Annotated in this window: 9 protein-coding genes; all 9 read right to left on the reverse strand. The window is 67.9% G+C overall.

Going from position 1 to position 19,308, the window contains the following annotated elements; genetic code table 11:
- Nucleotides 1-88 precede the first annotated feature (88 nt).
- The 9 genes from ED208_RS01795 to rfbC all read right to left on the reverse strand — a co-directional run bounded on the left by ED208_RS01795 (nucleotide 89) and on the right by rfbC (nucleotide 19,154).
- Nucleotides 89-2,164, reverse strand: a complete 2,076-nt coding sequence (locus ED208_RS01795) for a right-handed parallel beta-helix repeat-containing protein (RefSeq protein ID WP_123210138.1) — start codon at nucleotides 2,162-2,164, stop codon at nucleotides 89-91.
- A 75-nt stretch (nucleotides 2,165-2,239) separates the two neighbouring features.
- On the reverse strand, nucleotides 2,240-5,260 hold the full coding sequence (locus tag ED208_RS17215; protein ID WP_158608391.1) for a beta strand repeat-containing protein: 3,021 nt from the start codon (nucleotides 5,258-5,260) through the stop codon (nucleotides 2,240-2,242).
- 39 nt (nucleotides 5,261-5,299) lie between these two features.
- Entirely contained in the window at nucleotides 5,300-8,071 is a 2,772-nt protein-coding gene (locus ED208_RS01805) for a hypothetical protein (protein ID WP_148044654.1), read from the reverse strand.
- A gap of 319 nt (nucleotides 8,072-8,390) precedes the next feature.
- Nucleotides 8,391-12,818 (reverse strand): beta strand repeat-containing protein, encoded by a 4,428-nt coding sequence (locus tag ED208_RS01810; RefSeq protein WP_123210140.1) that lies wholly within the window; start codon nucleotides 12,816-12,818, stop codon nucleotides 8,391-8,393.
- Between the two features lie 195 nt (nucleotides 12,819-13,013).
- The gene (locus ED208_RS01815) at nucleotides 13,014-14,159 is read right to left on the reverse strand and encodes a CsgG/HfaB family protein (RefSeq protein ID WP_123210141.1); all 1,146 of its coding nucleotides are present in this window, start codon (nucleotides 14,157-14,159) and stop codon (nucleotides 13,014-13,016) included.
- Nucleotides 14,159-14,926, reverse strand: coding sequence for a hypothetical protein (locus ED208_RS01820; RefSeq protein ID WP_123210142.1), 768 nt, complete (start codon nucleotides 14,924-14,926; stop codon nucleotides 14,159-14,161). Before ED208_RS01820 ends, ED208_RS01815 begins: the two co-directional genes overlap by 1 nt.
- Before the next feature lie 629 nt (nucleotides 14,927-15,555).
- Nucleotides 15,556-17,355, reverse strand: a complete 1,800-nt coding sequence (locus ED208_RS01825) for a carbohydrate-binding protein (protein WP_199720477.1) — start codon at nucleotides 17,353-17,355, stop codon at nucleotides 15,556-15,558.
- Between the two features lie 300 nt (nucleotides 17,356-17,655).
- Entirely contained in the window at nucleotides 17,656-18,594 is a 939-nt protein-coding gene (gene rfbD / locus ED208_RS01830; RefSeq protein WP_123210143.1) for a dTDP-4-dehydrorhamnose reductase, read from the reverse strand.
- Between the two features lie 5 nt (nucleotides 18,595-18,599).
- Nucleotides 18,600-19,154, reverse strand: a complete 555-nt coding sequence (gene rfbC, locus ED208_RS01835) for a dTDP-4-dehydrorhamnose 3,5-epimerase (protein WP_123210144.1) — start codon at nucleotides 19,152-19,154, stop codon at nucleotides 18,600-18,602.
- Between the last annotated feature and the right edge of the window lie 154 nt (nucleotides 19,155-19,308).

Raw genomic sequence — 19,308 nt, forward strand, 5'->3', positions numbered from 1 at the left:
GCAACGGTGCAGTAGTCAGTCCCGTCACCACCGCCCGACGATGCGCGGTGGGGACAAGACTGCTGGGCAGAATGGCAGCCAGGTTTGATCAGTTGCTTTCGCAGCTCGTGTAGGTGGCGGTGGCGCGGCTGCTGGCCAGCCCGCACTTGTCGGTACCGGCGCCACCATCCATCGCGGTGCTGCCGGAGCCCGGAGTGAGGGTGTCGTTGCCGTCGCCGCCGTACAGGTAGTTCTCGCCGCTGCCGGCAGTGAGGCGGTCATTGCCGGCGCCGCCGTCGATGCAGTTGCCGGCGTTGCCACCGGTGATGGTGTCGGCAAAGGCGCTGCCGAAGATCACGTTGAACTTGCTGGCCTCGCCGCGCACCGTCTGGCCGCCCGGCGAACTGCGCAGGTCGATCACGTTGGCGCCCGCCCGGCTGCGGTAACGCTCGCAGGCCGAAGTCGGCGCGTTCACGGTGAGGATCGCGCTCACCCGCTGGGCAGCCAGAAAGCGTGCCGTGCCGGTATCGCCCGTGCCGGGGTGGTTGGCCAGCAAGCCGCAGGCACCGGCGCTTTGCGTGCTCACGGTGGCTTGCACGCCGGTGCTGGTGTTGCTGGTCGTGCCCACGGTGCAGCCCGCCGTGCTGTCGCTGGATCGGCTGAGCGTGGGCTTGAGTCCGCTGGTGCTCTCGGCGGTGACAGTGGCCGTCGCGCCGACGGCGACACTGCTGGGGTTCACGCTGATGCTGAGCGTCTGGCTGGCATAGGGTGCGGCGCAGGCGGGCGAGGCACTGCCGCCGTCGCTGCCATTGCACACCCAGCCCCAGGCACCGTTGCTGCCGATGACGGCGGTGGCGGTGCCGGTGGCGCAGAGCGCACAGCCCGTGGGGGCCATTGAGGTCGCCGCGCCGTTGGCCGTGCCGCAGGCGCCGTTGACGGCCGGCGCGACTACGCCACCTTCATATGCACCGAGGTCGATGGTGCTGGCCTGAACGCGGGCCAGCCCGTCGAGGTCTTTGGGTCGGGTGGTGGCGGTGTTGTCGCCCAGGTTCAGCGCGGGGCTGGTGGTTTTCAGGCGGTAGTTGCCCGCGCGGTTGGGGCGGGCGGTGCAGAACTGGGCATCGACAAACCGGGGGTCGGCATCGGCGAGGTTATTGCTGCCCTCGATGCCGCAGGCCGGGTTCCATGTGCCGCCGACCTTGCAGCCCTGCACCAGCGAGTAGTGAAAGGTGGGGTTGGGGGCAGGCGAGTCCGCGCTCACGGCCACGGCCCCGCCGGTGTTGTCCCAGATGATGGTGTTGCGGTAGGTGCCGCAGTTGCCGCCCGTGCCGGTGCAGCTCAGGCCGCCCACCGCCGTGCTGGCCTTGCCGTTGCCGGCAATCGTGAGGCCGGTGAAGCTGGGGGTGGCGCCTTCCACCACCAGGCCGGTGCCACCGTTGCCGTGGATCAGCACATTGTCGATGCTGGACGTGGCGCCGCCGGTGATCTGCAGCCCGTGCCCGGCGTTGCCCCTGATCACCAGATTGCGCAGCACGGGTCTGCCGCCGTCTACCTTCACCGCCGATTCGAGGGCGCCTTCAATGTGGAAGCCATCGAGAATCGTGGCGGTAAGGCGCGACGTGAGGGTGACCACCGAGGCGGCATCCCCGTCATCGACGATGCCGTTGTTGTTCAGATCGCCACTCAGCACGGTGACGTTGTTTTTCAGGTCGCGAGTGGCGAGCGCGCCGGGGAAGGATGCATCCGTAAAACTTGTATAGCCCGCAAAGCCGGGCGGAAAGCCGCCATAGAGCGCAGCAACTGCGCGTCCCTCAAGCAAGTTAAGCGGTACCTTGTAAGTGCCGGCTGCCAAAAGATAAACGTTGTAAGGGTTGGCCTTGGTAGCTGGCCCGTCTACGTCTCCTTTGCCAACCTTAGCAAGTTCATTGGCTGCGGCTTGCAATTCCGCCGTGGAACTTATGTATACAAACCTCATATTGCTGCTGCTGCCCTGCGCCAGTGCCGAAGATGAAGCCGCCAGCAGCAGCGCCGCCGTGGTCATGCGCAGCAAGGGGTGGGTTTTCAGGGTCATGGCGGATCTCGCTGGGTGGTGAAGGGGCTGGAGGGCTGGGGTGTTCATGGCGGCTCTGATCAACGACAAGGCGCCGATGGCCGGCGCCAGCGAGTGTTTCGGGGTCTTCTTCATCGGGGCTCTCCTGCCCTATCAAAAAATGCCCCGGCCTCGATCATCGGTAGGCGATGACGCAGCCGGGGCCGTGCTTCAGTTGCTCTCGCAGCTCGCATACGTCGCCGTGGCGCGGCTGCTGGCCAGCCCGCACTTGTCGGTGCCGGCGCCGCCATCCATTGCAGTGCTGCCGCTGCCCGGAGTGAGGGTGTCGTTGCCGTCGCCGCCGTACAGGTAGTTCTCGCCGGTGCCCGCCGTGAGCCGGTCATTGCCGGCGCCGCCGTCGATGCAGTTGCCGGCATTGCCACCGGTAATGGTGTCGGCGAAGGCACTACCGAAGATCACGTTGAACTTGCTGGCGTCGCCGCGCACCGTCTGGCCGCCCGGCGAGCTGCGCAGGTCGATCACGTTGGCACCGGCACGGCTGCGGTAGGCCTCGCAGGCCGAGGACGGCTTGGTGATCGTTACGGTGGTGCTGGTCGAGGTCGCGGCGAGGTAGCGCTGCGTGCCGCTGTCACCCGTGCCGGCCTGGTTGGCAGTGACGGTGCAGCGGCCTTCGTTGACGCCATTGACCGTGGTGCCGCTCAGGGTGCAGGCATTGGCCGGCGTGCCACTGGCCGACAGGCTGACGCTCAGGCCGCTGTTGCTGCTGGCCAGGATGCTGGCGGTCTTGCCGGCTTCGATGCTGCTCGGCGTGGCGCTGAGGCTGAGGGTCTGGCTGGCATACGGTGCGCTGCACTCGTTGCTGGCGGTGCCGCCGTTCTGGCCCATGCAGGTCCAGCGCCAGGCGCCGTTGCTGCCGGAGACCGGGTTGGCGCTGCCGCTGCTGCAGAGGTTGGCGCTGGGCACGGTGGCGCTGCTGCTGCCGGCAGCGCTGCCGCAGGCGCCGTTCACCGGTACCGCGTTGACGGTGATGCTGGCGGTCTGTGAAGACGCGGCGTTGTAGGCGTCGTCGCCGGCCTGGCTGATCGTGACGGTGCAGTTACCGGCGCCGACGCCAGTGACGGTGCCGCCGCTGTTGGTGCAAACCGTGCTCGGGCTGGTGCTGTAGCTCACCGTCAGACCGCTGCTGGCCGTCGCGCTGACGGTGCTGGTGGCGCCGACGAAGATCGTGCTGTTGCTGACGCTGGGCGTGCCAATGGTCTGGTCTTTCTTGCTGACGGCGATGTTCACCGTCTTCTCGTCGGCCGCGAGGTAGCGGCTGGTGCCGGTGGGAACCGCCGGCTGGTTGGCAGCGACGGTGCAGGTACCAGCGGCATTGCCGCTGACCGGAGCGGTGACGATGCTGGTGCCCTGCGTGGCGCCGAGGCCGCAGACGCTGGGGGTGCTGGTGCTCAGCACCGGCGCAGTGCCGTTGTCGCTCTGGGCGGTGACGTTGGTGCTGGCACCCACCTTGATGCTGCTGGCGGTGGCGCTGAGCGTCAGCGTCGGCTTGGGATAGCCGGCCGAGCAGGCGGTGGCGGCCGTCCTGGTGCCGCCACCGCTGCCGTCGCAGCCCCAGGTCCAGGCCGTGCTGCTGCCGCTCACGGCGGTGGCGGTGCCAGTGGCGCAGAGGTTGCTCGCCGGCGCAGTGCTGCTGCTCACGCCGCTGGCGCTGCCGCAGGCGCCGTTGACGTTGGCGGCGGTGTAGGTGAACTGGTCAGCTGCGCTGGTGGCGCTGGTGCTGTTAGTGGTCACGGTCACGTCCACCGTGTTGGTGCCAGCAGGCGAAGTGGCCTTGATCTGCGTAGCGCTATCGACGATGACGTTGGTCGCCACATTCGCGCCGAACTTCACCGTGCTGCTGCCGACCACGAACTTGGTGCCGGTGATGGTGACGACCGTGCCGCCATTGACCGGGCCGGTATTGGGACTGATCGCCGTCACCGTGGGCACATTCGGGTCGACGCCATTGAACTCATACGCGCCGATGTCGCGGAGGCCGATTACCCCCAGAATCGTATTGGGCTTGTAACCGCGCTGGTCGGTGGTGGTGGCATTGGCGCCGCTGGCGTTGATCGCCGGGCTGGTACTCACCAGGGCATGCGTCTGCGTGGGGCCGCCGTTGTCGGCCAAGGTGGCGTTGAGGATGCTGGCGAGCGTCTTGTTCAGGCCATCGGACGTGGCCCGCAGATCGCTGGCGCCTGGCACAAAGTAGTTGTTAAACGCCTGAAAATCCGTTTCGCCGGCATGGCCGAACAGGTTGTTGGCATTGCCGGTCGGCGGCGCCGAGATTCCGCAGATTTCGCTGCAATCGATGGCGGTGTTGCCGGCCACGATCGAATTGCGCAGCGTCACCGCTCCACTCTCGAGATAAATGCCGCCACCGACACCACCCAGTGTCGGAGCTGCGGTGTTGCCCACGAACGTGCTGTTGTTGACGGTGGCCGTGCCTACATCGACGTAGAGGCCGCCACCGTCATAGCTTGAGACGTTGCCGGAAACGGTCGAGTTCGAAAGGGTCACGCTGCCGAGGAGGACCCGGAGGCCACCGCCATGTTGGCCGGCCGTATTGCCCGATATCGTGCTGTTGCTGATGCTGACTGTGGCGGTGCTGCCTTCGACGTTGATGCCTCCGCCGCCGCCGCCCGCCGCATTGCCCGACAGGCTGCTGTTGCTGATGCTGACCGTGGCGTTGGTGCCGTTGACGCTGATGGCGCCGCCGTGGGCCGCGCCTGTGACGGCGTTACCGGAGAACCGGCTGTTGGTGACGGTGAGGACATTGGCGGTGGTCGCCACCGTGATGGCGCCGCCACGGGTCGAAGGCTTGAAGCCGGTCACCGTGACCTTGTCCAGCGTCAGGTTGCCGTTGTTGCCGAACGCCAGCATGCGGAAATTGCCGTTATTGCCGGTGATGGTGCTGCCATTGCCCTCGATCGTGATCGTGCTGGTGATGTTGGGCAGCTGACCGGTGAGCGTGTAGCTGCCGTTGGTGGTCAGCACGAGGGTGTCGGTGCCGCTGCCGGCTGCGCAGCCGCCGGTGGCAGCGTCGTTGTTGGCGGCGGTGATGGCGTCCGGCAAGGTGCAGCTGCTGCCGTTGACGGTGATGGTGGCAGCCTGGACCGGCGCGGCCAGGGCGATGGACAGCCAGGCAAGGCAGCCGGCGATGGGCCAGCTCGGCATGGATGGGTTTTTCATGGTGCTCTCCTTCATGTTGATGATCGGGCCCTGACGCGCTTAGAAATGCGGATCAAAAGTCCAGCCCAGCTTCTCTTCGATGTCCTTGCGGAAACCCGTGGCGATCTGTTCGGGAGTCCGTCGGATGTACTGCTCGGCCAGGAAGCGTTTGCCATCCCTCGCGTGGGACTTGTGGTGCAGGGCGTCCGCCGCAACCAGCTCCTTGAGATAGGCGAGAACCTGGCTCTTCTCCTGATCCAGTTCGCTATCGCTTTTTGGCTTCTTCGCCTGCGTTGGCGTCGGCTGCCCCTGGCTGTGACCGTTGGGTAGCTTTTCCGGCAGGTTGGTCCACACCACGTGATCGAGGCCCTGCCTATGCGCCCACATCGCCAGGTGCGGGATCTCCTTGGGCGAAAGATCGCCCTTGCTCCAGCTCCCGATCAGTTCCTCCATTTTTCCGGTCGGAATACCTTCGCGGGTCGCCAGATCGCGGACTGCGGCCGGCAGCGTCTCGGACGCCATCTGTACCCACAGGGACTGCACGAGCGAGGCGTCCTCCGAGAGCACCAGCGTGATACGCCCGTCCCTGGAGCGACGCTTGTATTCCACCTTCAGCATCGGCCCGTCGACATACCACTGGCCGATCATCGGCAGCGTGCGCGGGTCCCAAACCAGCGAGCCCCAGGCGATGCAGGCGATCCGCCGCGAAGACCAGATGACGTTGCCTCGGTCAACCAGCTTGAGAACGCCCGAATCGCTGACTTCCAGATGCGACCAGGCGCTGCGAGTATTCGTACGCCACCGGATCTCTTCGCCGTGCTTGAACAGCAACTCGTTGTCGACGACCACGAGCGAACCCTTGTGGCCGTCCTTGGCGGAGCCGGCGCCGGCGGTGTACACGACGTGGCGGTCGGCACGACGGACCACATCAAAACCGTCGTCACGGACGATCAACTCGAAGCGGCGGCCGGGGGACAGCAGTCGATCCCCGGCAACCAGCGGACGGTCGCCGGACCAGGTCGCGGAGGGCGGGCGCCACGCCTCGCCGGACGCCTCGGTGAACCGGACCACGAGGCTGCCGGCGTCGGTCACCTCGACTGCGTGATGGGATTTTTCCCGGCCCTGCTCGCGGAAAACCAGGCGATCCTCGCTGACGGTCAGCACGGCCTCGTCGCCGCTCATGTCTGCGGAGTCGTATCGGATTTCCTGCGTCAGCAAGTCCAGCAGCACGACCCGGTTGCCGCCACTGGTCTGGAGCGAATAGCGTCCGTTGGGGGAAATCAGCGTCCTGGTTTTCTTCAGGGTCCGGTCGGAGCGCAGGCTCGAAAGCGGAAACTTGAAGTCGGAGTCGGGCTGGTCGCCGCGCAGGAAGCGCAGCTGCCCCTGGTCAGTCAGTTGAATCGAGGTGAAGCCCCTTTTGTGGGCGTCGGCTCCCCAGGCGGCGTCGCCGTTGGCCTTGCAGACCACCAGATTGCCGTCGTGTGCCTGAAGGACCAGCTTGCCGTCGCCGTCGACCCGGGTGGCGGTCTCGAACAGGACGCTGCGGTCTGCATTCACCAGCAGCTGAGCGTTGCCGTCTTCGTTGAAAACCAGGCTGTAGCGGCGGTTGGGAGAAACCAGCTTTTCCCCCTTGCGCAGTTGCTCCCCGCCCTTGAGCTCAGATTTCAACGCCTGCCACAGCACGGCTCCGCTGGGCTGGCCGTAGACCTTGGCTTGGTAGACCAGATTGCCGTCGTTGGTGAGTGACAGCACACCGGAAGTATTGTGCGGCGTGGTGATGCTCAGCACCCGCGTGCGCGAGGCGCCTGCTATCGACTCCAAGAGGATGCGCCCGTCGGCCGTGACGCAGAGTTCGGCCTCATCGGAAATGCGGGTCCGGGTTTCGAACAGAACGAAGCCGTCCGAGATGCGGGTCAGCGCCGCGTTGCCGTCCTCATTCAGCCGGAACTGGTAATCGCCGTTCTGCGAGATGATCCGCTGCTTCTTGTGCAGGACGTCCGGACGATGCCCGAGATTGCTGGGCGCTCCCGGAGGCAGGAACATCGGATTCTCGGATATCAGGCAGAAGCGCTCAGAGGCCCACGAGATGTCCCCTTTCAACGAACGCACCACCAGCGCGCCAGAATCCAGCAGTTCCAGGTAGTCGCAACGACGGTGTTGATACAGCCCGGAGATGATGGCGCCGTCGTCGGTAATCGGACACACCGCGCCGAAATCCAGCTTCAGCTTGGAAATGCCGTTTCCGCTGCTCCAGAACTCCCAGGGATGGAACGAAGCCCCGTCGGTACGTCTGAGTACCAGAGCGTCGCGACTGAACGGCCATTGGAGGACCTGCGGACGTCCCTTCAAGCACTCGAGCTGATAGATGCCGTTCGAGGAGACCAGCATGGGATGCCGGCTGGTGGTCAGGGTTTCCCCGTTGCACAGCAGGCTTTTCGGCTGGGGGACCCGGGGCGCCACGTATCCGGTGTTTCCGCCGCTCTCCCCGAACTCGATGAGTCCGTTGTCGGTGAAGTGCGGCAGGCCGCCAACAGACGGAGGCCCGCTCCAGAGCGCGATGCTTTTGCCGGCGCCTTTGAGCAGCACGGTCCCAACCGTGTCCAGCACCAGCTCGTGCGCGTCCAGCCACTGGCTTTTCGACGAATACACCGGGCGGTTGCCGGTCAGGCAGTAGATGACGACCTCACCGTCGTGTTGGAAGACGAGCCGGTACCGCTTCTCGTGCGACAGCAGGCTGTGGCCGCGGCGCAGCAACTTGACCTCGGCCGGAATTTGCCCGCCGGGCCCGCAATGGTGTTCCCTGCCACCGCTTCCCTTGGTTGTCATGGTCATCCCCGTTTTAGAGTGGTGCTGCCACTGGCAGAAAAAGGACGCGGCGGCAGCCGTCCGCGTCCCAGGTGCCCGTTTCGGCGCATGCAGAAAATCCCTGCTGCGGCCCTCAGTTGCTCTCGCAACTGGCGTAAATCAGGTTGCATTTGTTGCGGTCGGTGCCATTAGAGGCTGGCCGCGAGCCGCGCCAGGCCGCCGGCGCGAGCGGCCGGCGGGTGTCTGCGAAGTGGGTTCATGGTCTTGGACTTCTGTGGATCAGAAACACCCCGCCCGCGCCATCGGTAACGGACGACGGGGGCGGGGTCTGCTGCATGGCTCGGCCTTAGCGGCCGCTGCGGACCAGGCTGCTCTGGTTGCCGATGGCGCTGGCGTTGAGGCTGTTGCCGCTGGTGACCGCCCCGCCGGTGTAGCTGCCCGGGGTGCTCAGGCCGGCGGTGCTGAAGCCGACCGTCACGCTGCTGATGGTCGCCGTCACCGTGGTGTTCAACAGACTCTGCGCGGCGTTGAGGCTGGTGAGCGGACCGCCGGTGGTGCTGACGCCGTTGAGCTGGATCTGCTGATTGCTGCTGTTGGCGATCGCCTGGGCCACCACGCTGTTGCCGTTGACCGCGAGCGCGGTGGGCACCGCGCTATCCGAGAACAGGCGGCTGCCGATGCTGCTGTCGGCCACCTGCGCCACCAGCACCGCGCTGTCGGTGGTCTGGCTATCGCTGGCGGTCACCGCCGTGGTCGCGGCGTTGAAGTTGCCGCTCAGGTTGTTGAGCAGACGGCTGGAGTCGTTGGCCACCGTGGTCGCCTGCAAGCGGTTGCCGCTCACCGAGGCCGCCGGCAGCACGCTGCCGTCGCCACCGATGACGCCCACCGTGGTGTTGCTCACCGCCGAGTACAGATCGCCACTGGTGGCGGCGGCATTGCCGGTGAGGCTCTGCGTGGCCGACAGCGCGATGGCACCGGTGGCGCTGGAGAAGGCCGCGCCGTCCAGGTTGTTGAGCACGCGGTTGCCGGCTACCGCCGAACGCACCGTGTTGCCGGCGACGCTGGCGCTGGTGTTGGCCCCGAGCGTCGCCGCCTGCACGCCGATGGTGTTGTCGGTGGTGCCGCTCACCGCGCTGATCCCACCGGTGGAGCCATTGATGACCTGGGTGGCGCTGAGCGCCACCTGGCCGGTCAGGGTGCCCGAGACCGCGCCGGTGACTTCGCTGTTGTTGCCGGTGGCGCTGGTGGTGGCGACGTTGCTGTCGACGCTCAGCGCCGCGACGCCTTCGGTACCCAGCTCGCCGATGCCGACCGCGCCGATGCGCAGGCCGCCGTTGCTGGCCGCCAGCGAGGCGCTGCTGTTGAGCGTCTGCGTGGTGGTGGCGCCGAGCGTGCCCTCGATGTTGGCGGCGGACTCGCCGAGATCCACCACCCGGCTGTCGTTGCCGCTGGCGACCGTGGTGATGCCGTTGGCCGAGACGCTCAGGCTGGTGGCGCCAGCGCCAGCGACATTGCCGATGTTGGCGTCGGTGATGCCGGCGTTGATGTCGGCGCTGGTGGCGGTCACCAGGCTGTCCAGCGTCTGGGTGGTATCAATGCCGGCAGTGCCGCCAGCCGCGATGCTGCCCGAGACCCCGCCCAGGCTGGCGGTGCTGTTGTTGGCGGCGGCGACGGCCACCAGGCTGTTGTCGGCGACGCTGATGCTGGTGCTGCCGGTGCCGTTGCCGACCGTGCCGCCGTTGAGCAGGTTGGCGCCCAGGCTGACCAGGTTGTTGTTGGCATCGACCGTGGCGCCGGTGCTGGACTGGCTCACGGTGGCGCCGATGCGGGCGCTGCCGCCGATGGTGCCGTTGACGCCGCCACCGACGATGGTGGAGAGGTTGTCCGCCGCATCGGCACGCAGGCTGTTGCCGGTCACCGCCAGGCCGGTGCTGGCCCGGGCATTGCCCAGGCCGAGATCGGCGGCGGTCGGTGCCGCCGTGACGCCGACGTAGACGCCGCTGTTCTGCGCCAGCGAGGCGCCGGCACCGCTGGTCTGGCTGACCTCGCTACCGACCGTGCCCTGGCTCAGCTGACCCGACACCGCGCCGAGCACGACGCCGGCGTTGTTGCGCCGCGACAGCGCCTGCAGCGTGTTGCCGTTGACGTTGAGCGAGACGTTGTCGGTGTTGCTGCCGAACAGCGCCGCCGTCGGGTTGGACTCGACCAGGCCGAGGCCGGTGTCCAGGTTCTGCGCACGGGTATCGACGTTGTCGGCGGTCTGGGTGAGGCTGACGCCCAGACGGTCGGTCGGGCTGGCCAGGTTGACCACCCCGCTCACCGCGCCAAACTGCGCCTGGGCCTGGTTGGCCTGCGCCTGCGAAGCCAGGCTGTTGTCGCTGACGGTGAGGTTGAGGCGGCCGTCGACGATGTCGATCGCCTCGGTGGCGCCGTACAGGCCGACGCCGGCACGGGTCAGGCCCGCCACCACATCCGACACCCCGCCAGCGGCGGTGTTGGCGTTCTGGGTGGCGCCGAGCACGACCGTGCCCTCGAAATTGCCGCTGGCGCTATCCAGGGTCTGCACCGAGCGGTTGAGTTCGGTCTGCGCGTCCACGGTGTTGCCGGAGACGGTGATCTCGGCGGCGGCCCGCGCCGGGTCGGCGCTCAGGGTGGTGCCGGCGTCGATCACGCCCAGACGCAGGTCGGTGAGCCGCGCTCCGGCGCTGATGCTGTCGGCCGTCTGCGTCGCGGTCACGGCGGTGCTGCCGCTGGCATTGCTGCCACCGCTCTGCGCACCGAGGCTCTGGCTGTTGCGGTTGACGGTGATCAGGCCGGCGGCACGGTTGCCGGAGACGGTCAACTGCGGCGCCGCCAGCGTGGTGGCGCTGGCGCCGATGCCCAGTCCGTTGACGTCCGCAGCGAAGGTCAGCAGCTGGGTCGCCGAACCGATGGCCTGCTGGTCCTGGCTGACATTCAGGGCGGCTTCGCGCGAGCCGGCGAAGGCGGCGACCTGCTGCTGGCCGTTGTTGCCCAGCACCTGGCCGATGGCGGTGTTGCCGGACACCGTGGTCTGCGACAGCGCATCAGTGGTGGCGACCGTGCCGATGCGCGAGTTGCTGACAGTGGCGCTCAGGGTGAGATCGCCGGCCACCACGCCGAGAGTCTGGTTGCCGCCGATGGCGGCGGCGCCGGCCTGCACGCCGGCGCCGAGATCGGCAGCGGTGCTCTGGTCGTTGCCGGTGGCAATGGCGGTCAGCAGGTTGTCGGCGACGTTGCTGCTGACGCCGGTGGCCGTGGTCACACCGCTCAGGCCGATCCGATTGTCGGCGGCGGTGGACTCGATGTTCACGTCCCGCGTTTCGGCACGCACGAACTGCTCGACATCCGCAACCAGACTGTCGCTGGCGCCATCGGGGCGCGCGCTGACGCTGGCGGTGGCGCGGTTGCCGGTGGCCGAGGACTGCGTCCGGTTGTCGCTGACCACCAGCGCGCTGCCGGTGACCGTGGTGACATCCACGCCGACCGTGGCGCTGGCCGCAGCGGTGATGCCGGTGTCGTTGACGGTCTGCAGGCCGTAGGCGGTGCTGTCGACGTCGCTGCCGCTGAGGGCGTCGGTCAGTTCCAGGGCCAGGCGGTTGCCGTCGGCCACGGCGGTGGCGCTGCCGCCGCTCACCGAAATGCCACCGCTGATGCTGTCCACGGTACCGGCGCCGGCGGCGTCGGTCAGGCCCAGCGTCGAGCTGGTGATGCTGGCGCTGACGTTGGACTGCTGGTCGAGACGCTGCACGCCAGTGGCCTGCAGATCGCCGAGGATGGTCAGCGCGCCGGGCGCCGGATAGGTGTTGCCCTGGGCGGCGCCGGCGGCATCGTTGCCGCCCACCCCCGAGTTGGCACCGCTGGCGACCAGGCGGCTGGTGCTGTCATTGCCGCGCGCGGCGGCGGTCAGCGCGTTGCTATCCACCGTCACGCTGGTGGCGCCGGACAGCGTGCCGTCGTTGCTGATGCGAACGCCGATTTCCGACTGCTCCACGGTGGCCGTGCTGGTGGTCTGGTCGGTGGTGGTGGCAAGCGACGCGACCGCCAGGCTGCTCTCCCCGGTGGCGATGGACTGCGCGGCGAGCTGGCTGATCACCGTGGCGTTGGCGGCCACGGTATTCCCGGAGGTGGCCAGCGCGGCATCGGCGGCATTCTCAACATCCGCACCCACCTGCGCGCTCTGGACCCGCGACTGGATCTGGCTCGGGTCGGCGAAGCTGGTGAGGATCACGGAGTTGGCGAGGCCGCTGGCGCTGGCGTTCAGGCGCGAGGGCCCGGCGACGCTCTGTTCACCCACGGCGAAGTACTTGTCGGTCGTCACCGAAAGCTGTCCGTCGGGAACTCGGGTTTCCAGCAGGCCGGTGACCGTGGTTCCGGGCGTCTTGTTATTGATGGCGGTCAGCAACTCGGCATATTTCGTTGCGAACTTCGCTTCCGCATCGGCGCGGTCCAGGGCCTCCACGGAAAAGCCACCGGTCTGGGTACCAATGCCGGGAATCTCGATCTGGAACTTGAAGCTGATGTAGGCCGGCTCGTCCTTGAACACCAGATACTTCGTCTCGGGACTGTCGCCATCGAGCACTTTCAGCGGAGTGCCATCGACAGTCACCGCGTTCTGCGGGGGCAGGATGCCGCCGCCAGCGGCGGTGATCTCGATGTTGAGCGAAGGACCCGCGTCCTGGGCGGCGGCGGGCTGGTGGATGGCGAGGCTGATCAGGCCCAGCGCGGAGAGAGCAAACGGAAGCTTGGTGTTCATGCGGACAGTCCCCTTGGTGATTCGGATGTGGTTGGGTGTGCAGTGCGGCGGAAGTGGGTTGCTGCGGTGTTCGGAAAGCGGTGCGGCGGGCCAGCGGGGTGGAGGTCGCTGGTCAAGACCAGCCTCCTTCGGCTTGGTGTGGCCGCACGGCCGAAGCGGGGTCGCCGGTCGGCGCCGGCTTCAGCGGGCGCGCGCTCATGGCGCGCCACCGTCGCGCGGCCGGCGCGAGGCATCGGGGCCGATCCCGCGCGGCCCGAACTGACCCTCGCCGGGTCCGAGATCCGGGCGGCCGGTCTGCGGCAATAGCGGCGCGGGCGGCAAGGGCGTTGCCGGAGCGGCGGCGGGTGCGTCCACCGGACTCGCCGACGCTGGCGCCACACCAGGCGCGGCGGCGGCGCTGTGTCCGGTCGCGTTGTCGCCGAGTTTCGGAGCAGGCACGCCGGTATCGAGTTTCAGCGAGGCGCCCGTGGGCAGACGCAGATTGTCGGGGCGGTACTCGATGCAATTGCTCGGGTCGACGCCGGCCATCGGGCTGAGCAGTTCCAGCACCGCCTGTTCCAGGGTGGTGCGCACCGCCAGCTGCAGCGGCTCCAGGTGCTTGCCGCCGACCTCGACATCGACCAGCACATCGCTGAAGAACTCGAACACCGACAGGCCAACCTCGCGTCCGACCACCTGCTTCTGCAGCGAGACGGTCTCCAGCATCTCCAGGCTCTTGGTGTCGATCAGGCGTAGATCGACGGCGACGTTGGCGACGAAGCTGCGCGCCGACGGACCCATCTGGTTGATCTCGGCACGCACGCCGCCGCTGGTGATGGTGTAGTTCAGCTCGGTGATGCCGCCGACGATGAAGTAGTCGGTCTCCACCACGGTGCCGCCGGTGTAGGGCTTCCAGGGCACCTGCTGCACTTCGCCGTTGGTGTTGACGGCGTGGATCTTCTCGTCACCCAGGTAACGCTTGCCGAGTTGGCCCAGCTCCCATTCCGGCACGGTGGTGTCGAAGCGCTCGAACACCCGCACCGCGCCGCGCAGCTTGCCGAGGGCGGACATGGTCATCAGCGAGCCACCCTGGGTGATGGCGGAGCCGCCGTCGGCCTCGGCGAACTTGCCGGTGTAGTCGCGCACCTGGCCGACGCCGATCTTGGGCTTGTTGGGCAGGCGGTTGCGTAGCGCGGCGCCCATGCAGGCGAACGCCGGTTCCAGCGGCGTGGTGTTGCGGGTGACGCTGGGGCCGACCACCTGCGGCGCCTGGTCCGGCGCGCGCTGGATGCCGCCACCGGCACCCGCGCAGCCGCCCAGCAGAACGGCGGCGAGCAGGGTCCAAAGGGGCTGGCGGGCCATCACGGGGTACCACCCAGGGACTGGTTCGTTTCCACGAAGTCGCAGGCCCGGGAATCGTTGGCGTTGGCCTCGACCTGGGTGTCGGAGATCGACTGGGTGGTGTCGACGGTGTTGAGAATCTGAGCGCCGTCGGCGCTGATGCTGCCGAGCGAGACGGTGGTGGGGCTGTTGTTGATGTTGGAGCTCAGCGTGCTGCCGGTATTCGACTGGCCTACCTGGTTGACGTTGGTGCCATTGGCGGCGGGGCTGCCGTTGTTGAGCTGGCTGTTGCCGTCGAGCGCGATGGAAGTACCCACCGTGTTGCCGCTGTTCAGCGTCGGATAGCTGCCCGACTGGCCGGCGGTGCCGCTGACGTTGCTGTTGACGCCGGAGGCGCTGTTGTCGGCCACCGAGCTGTTGCCGGTGGTGTTGGCATTGAGCCCCGAGCCCTGCATGCCCACCGGCGCGATCCCGGCACCGGCATGGGTGGGCGAAGCCGCGTTGCCGGTAGCACTGACATTGAGATTGCAGTTGATCTGCCGCGCGATGTTGTTGACCGTGTTGAAGACGTAGCCGCCCGCCTTCTTGCGTTCGCGCAGATCCAGGGTGCTGAGCTTGACCGAGCGGGCATTGGGATCGGCCAGCCGGTAGGCCTGCTGGCCGCCGAGGTCGTTGGCATGCGCCGGCAGCTTCAGCCCCAGCGCCAGGATCAGGCTCAGCGTGACCAGGCCAAGCCGCCCACAAGGGAAGCCAGCCCTGGTCTTCATGTTGTCGTACTCACCGGACATTCACTGCACTCCTCCATACGCGCCACACCGACACCCGGCGGACCGGGCTGCCCCCGCGTGCGTCGGGGAGAAGGAGGGCGCCAGCCCTCACCACCACGACTCACCGGATGCGTTTTGCCGTTCCGCCATCGTCTGGCTTGCCGGCACGACCACCGCTGTATGGGGGGCCGGGGCGAGTATGGGAATCGCGGTTGGCGAAGAACGGAGGAAGTTCGGAGGAGATTGGAGTTCGGAGAAATTACGAGCAGCCCCTAGCTGTCGTGCTAGCCCGCCGGGAGGCCTGGCCTCGGGCGGAGCCGGGGCACCGTCTCTTCCAATGGCTGTTCTGGTGGCCCGTCGGCGGTCGTCGACGCCAGTCGGAACCTGGGCCGGCACCAGTGCAGCATCCGCACCCACTCCGAGGTCCGCAGGGTGCCGCACGCACCAGCTGCACCCTCACGAACCTGCCGCCGGTCTGCGCTGTCACCCAGTCCGGCGCAATCGCGAATTGGCAGACTCCCGGCACTGCCGGGATTGCGGGCACGCGCCCGGGGATTGGCCATGGCATCAGCCAGGCTCTCGGTCGGAGTCGCCAGACCGCCCAGCCCCGGCTCGCCGCAAACCGCGCGGCGAACCGGGCTAGGTCACTGCTAGTTCATCTTCACGATCATGAGGTTGCTACCCCCGTCGGTCGCCAGAGCCTGGGGCGCGGTGCTGCTGTTACCTCCGAGGCAGTACAGCTTGATGCTGTCACCGTCCGCGAGCTGCACCCAGGTGATGAGTTCGCCCTTGCCCTTGGTGCCGGCTGCCGTGACCGAGTTCTGCGTCGGATACGGGCCGTAGATGTTTGCATCGCTGTACGGGCTGTAGGCAGCGTTGTTGATCGAGAGCGTCAGCTGTACCGAGACGGTCGAGGACGGCGTCGGATGATCCAGGGTGTGCAAACGCGCTTGAACCAGATAGAGACCGCCCTGACCCGAGCCGACGGTAAAGCTGCTGCCGTCCCAGGTATTGCCGCTACTAGGCGAGGTGAGGATGTTGTTGAACGCGACAACCACTGGGGTCGTGGATGTGGCCAGGGGACAGGACTCACCGGTGCCGCCGGTTTTGTTGGCCCGCAGCTGCACCTTGGCGGCGCCACCACCGCCACCCGAGGCCGGCGTCGTCCACTGGGTGTTGTAGTCCGTGCCATTGACCTTGGACAGCACCTGCCCCGCCGTACCGCCGGCAGGGACACCGATGCCAGCGGCACCGGCCGCACCTGCAGAGCCGGTGGCGCCGGTGGCACCCGCCGGGCCCTGGAGGCCCTGGAGGCCCTGAAGACCTTGAGGCCCCTGCGCACCCGTGGCGCCGGTCGGGCCCTGCGGACCCGCAGGCCCCGTGGCACCCGCCGGCCCCTGACTCCCGGTCGCGCCCGTCGCGCCCTGCGGGCCGGCAGGCCCGGTGGCACCTGTCACGCCGGTGGCGCCGGTCGCCCCGGCTGGGCCGGCCACCGTGCTGGCCGCCCCCGTGGCACCGGTCGCGCCGGCCTTCGCGAGGGCGGTCCAGTTGGCGTCGGTGCCCGGCACGCCGATGCAGGGCGGCGTGCTCGCGGTGCACAGCCAGCTGGAGCCGTTGTGAGTCACCACCGCGCCCGCGTTGTAGTTGCTGCCGCTGCTCCACGCGCCCTGGAAGCTGCTGACCAGGCCACCTTCGGCGCCGGTCGCACCCGTGGCACCGGCCAGGCCGGTCGCACCCGTGGGCCCGGTGGCACCCGTGGCGCCCGTCGCGCCCTTCAGGCCCTGTATGCCTTGTGGGCCCTGCACGCCCTGAAGACCCTGGGCGCCGGTCGCGCCCGTAGCACCAGTCGCACCCTTGGCACCCGCCGTGCCAGCCACACCGGTGGCACCGGTGGCGCCCTTGGCTCCCGCTGCGCCGGCCGCGCCGGTAGCGCCCGTGGCGCCCTTGGCACCGGCGGCGCCCGTGGCGCCGGTCGCACCCTTGGCACCCGCTGTGCCGGCGGCGCCAGTGGCACCCGTGGCGCCCTTAGCGCCTGCAGGGCCGGTGGCGCCGGTCGCACCCGTGGCGCCCGCCGCGCCCGACGGCGCCACCAGCGCCAGACTGGCGGAATGCTCGGCCAGGTTCTGGTCCTTGGTCAGCGACCCAAACCGGTTGGGATCACCCAGCGAGGACACGTACAGCTGGTAGCTCACCCCCGGCGACAGCTGAAAACCGCTCGGGACCCGCGCTTCCATGTGGTCGTCGCTCTTCTGCAACACCTGCAAGGTGCTGCCGTTGAGCTGAATCAGCGGTTCAATCGTCGACGACGGCGGCGTGAATTCCCGGCCGTCGATGTACAGGGTGTTCGACAGAATGCTGGCACTGTAAATCTGTAGGTCCGCCGCCGCAGGCGCCGCGTACCACGCGGCAATCAACATCGAGCTGGTGCAGAGCTTGCGCTGAAAGTTCATCTAAAAACCCCTGGGGATTGTCGTTGACGCCCACGGTGACCAACACCGCAGATTCGTGAGCCAGAAGACTAGGCACACCCCCTCGGGAAGAACGGAGGAAGTTCGGAGCAATGCGGCACCCGGGAAAACTACGATCCGGCAGGGCCAGGTACCCACGAGAGACCAGCCTTTGACATTAACCGACACGGAGTGCCGCGTATTACGTTGGCGCTGCGGGACCGCAAGCGCTGGCCGGAGCCGCGATAACACCCGGCAGTCACGCCAATGGTTTCCAAGGCTCCAGGCTGCGGCTGTCTGCCCTCATTCCGCCAGCCTCGTCGGGGCCGACTGCCCCCCAGGACCGCCACCCGGGCCACCACCCGCGACGGCCGCTGCCATGGCGTCCAAGCAACACTCCAACGACGCCTGCCACGGCGGGAGCTGGATCCCGAAACGCGCCCGAAGCAGGCTGCCGTCCAGCACCGCATAGGCCGGCCGCTTCGCCGGCGCGGGGTAGTCCCGACTCGCGATGGGGTCCACCGGCCGGAGCGGACACAGCCCCCGAGAGGCCGCCTGCTGCACGATGGCACTCGCAAACCCCTGCCAGGACACGGCGCCCTGCGCAGTCAGGTTGAGTGTTTCCGCGACCGCCGGCGCGCCCGCGAGTGTGGACACCAGCGCCGTGCTGGCCTCGGCAAGCGAACGGCTCCAGCTGGGGCTGCCGATCTGGTCCGCCACCATCCGCAGACGCTCCTGCTCGCGGGCCAGGCGCAGCACCGTGCCCAGGAAGTTGTGGCCGTGCGCGCCGAATATCCACGCCGTCCGCAGGATCAGATGCCGCGCGCCGCTGTCACGCACCCGGCGCTCGCCTTCTGCCTTGGTGCGTCCGTAGACCGAGAGTGGAGCGACCGGATCGGATTCCCGATAGGGCCGGTCTGCCTGGCCGTCAAAAACGTAATTGCTGGAGAAATGCACCATCAGCGCGCCGATCTTGCGGGCTTGCTCCGCCATGGCCCCGGGGCTGAGCGCGTTAACCGTATGCGCCAACGGCGCCTCGGATTCGGCGCGGTCCACGGCGGTATAGGCCGCCGCGTTGACGATGACCTGCGGCGCATGGTGTCGGACAAACCGCGCCGCCTGGGCGGGGTCGCCCAGATCCAGATCGCGACGGTCGGTGGCCAGCACCTCACCCAGCCCGGCCAGGGATCGCCGCAGCTCCCAGCCCAGTTGCCCCTGGCTCCCGGTCAGCAGAATCCGCATCGGTTTCAGGGCAGCGTCTCGGCATCCCGCAGGCGCTGGCCGGCGGCATCTTTGGCGGACAGCCGAGGCGCCGCGCCATGCCGGATCGCGGGCCAGCCGATGCCGAGGTCGGGGTCGTTCCAGAGCAGGCAACGCTCGGAGGCCGGATCGTAGAAATCGGTGGTTTTGTAGAACACCTCGGCATGCTCGCTCAGCACCAGAAACCCGTGGGCGAACCCCGGCGGCATCCACAGCTGATGCCGTGCCTGCGCCGACAGCTCCACGCCGGTCCAGCGTCCGTAGCGCGGGCTGGACCGGCGGATATCGACCCCCACGCTGTACACCCTGCCGCTGAGAACCTGGATCAGCTTTCCCTGCGTCCGGCGGACCTGGTAATGCAGGCCGCGCAGCACGCCGTAGGCCGAGCCCGAGCGGTTGTCCTGCACAAACGCGGGATCGCTGCCAATCGCCTGGGCGAAGGTCTGGCGGTTGTAGGTTTCCGTGAAAAAACCCCGCTCGTCGGCAAAGACCGCCGGCTCCAGGAGCAGGATTTCCGGAAGCCCGGTGGCGTGCACTTTCATCGCGGCAGGTGCTCCCAGGCCGGAGCCGGCCGGCAGCCACCGCCTGCGGTGCCATTGCTCGTCTTGTGCAGGAGCGCCCTCGCCTTTGGGGTTGTCCAGAACCCCTGCGCGCCACAGCCGAGCCGTGGCCGCAGCCCACGGCCAGGGTGCCTCC

Origin of the sequence: Stagnimonas aquatica (assembly GCF_003730135.1) — a bacterium.
Taxonomy (GTDB): domain Bacteria; phylum Pseudomonadota; class Gammaproteobacteria; order Nevskiales; family Nevskiaceae; genus Stagnimonas; species Stagnimonas aquatica.

Bases quoted from the DNA above. Each gene is read 5' to 3' on its own strand.
- ED208_RS01795 (WP_123210138.1), bottom strand. From the start codon at position 2,164: ATGAAGAAGACCCCGAAACACTCGCTGGCGCCGGCCATCGGCGCCTTG.
- ED208_RS17215 (WP_158608391.1), bottom strand. From the start codon at position 5,260: ATGAAAAACCCATCCATGCCGAGCTGGCCCATCGCCGGCTGCCTTGCC.
- ED208_RS01805 (WP_148044654.1), bottom strand. From the start codon at position 8,071: ATGACCATGACAACCAAGGGAAGCGGTGGCAGGGAACACCATTGCGGG.
- ED208_RS01810 (WP_123210140.1), bottom strand. From the start codon at position 12,818: ATGAACACCAAGCTTCCGTTTGCTCTCTCCGCGCTGGGCCTGATCAGC.
- ED208_RS01815 (WP_123210141.1), bottom strand. From the start codon at position 14,159: ATGGCCCGCCAGCCCCTTTGGACCCTGCTCGCCGCCGTTCTGCTGGGC.
- ED208_RS01820 (WP_123210142.1), bottom strand. From the start codon at position 14,926: ATGTCCGGTGAGTACGACAACATGAAGACCAGGGCTGGCTTCCCTTGT.
- ED208_RS01825 (WP_199720477.1), bottom strand. From the start codon at position 17,355: ATGAACTTTCAGCGCAAGCTCTGCACCAGCTCGATGTTGATTGCCGCG.
- rfbD (WP_123210143.1), bottom strand. From the start codon at position 18,594: ATGCGGATTCTGCTGACCGGGAGCCAGGGGCAACTGGGCTGGGAGCTG.
- rfbC (WP_123210144.1), bottom strand. From the start codon at position 19,154: ATGAAAGTGCACGCCACCGGGCTTCCGGAAATCCTGCTCCTGGAGCCG.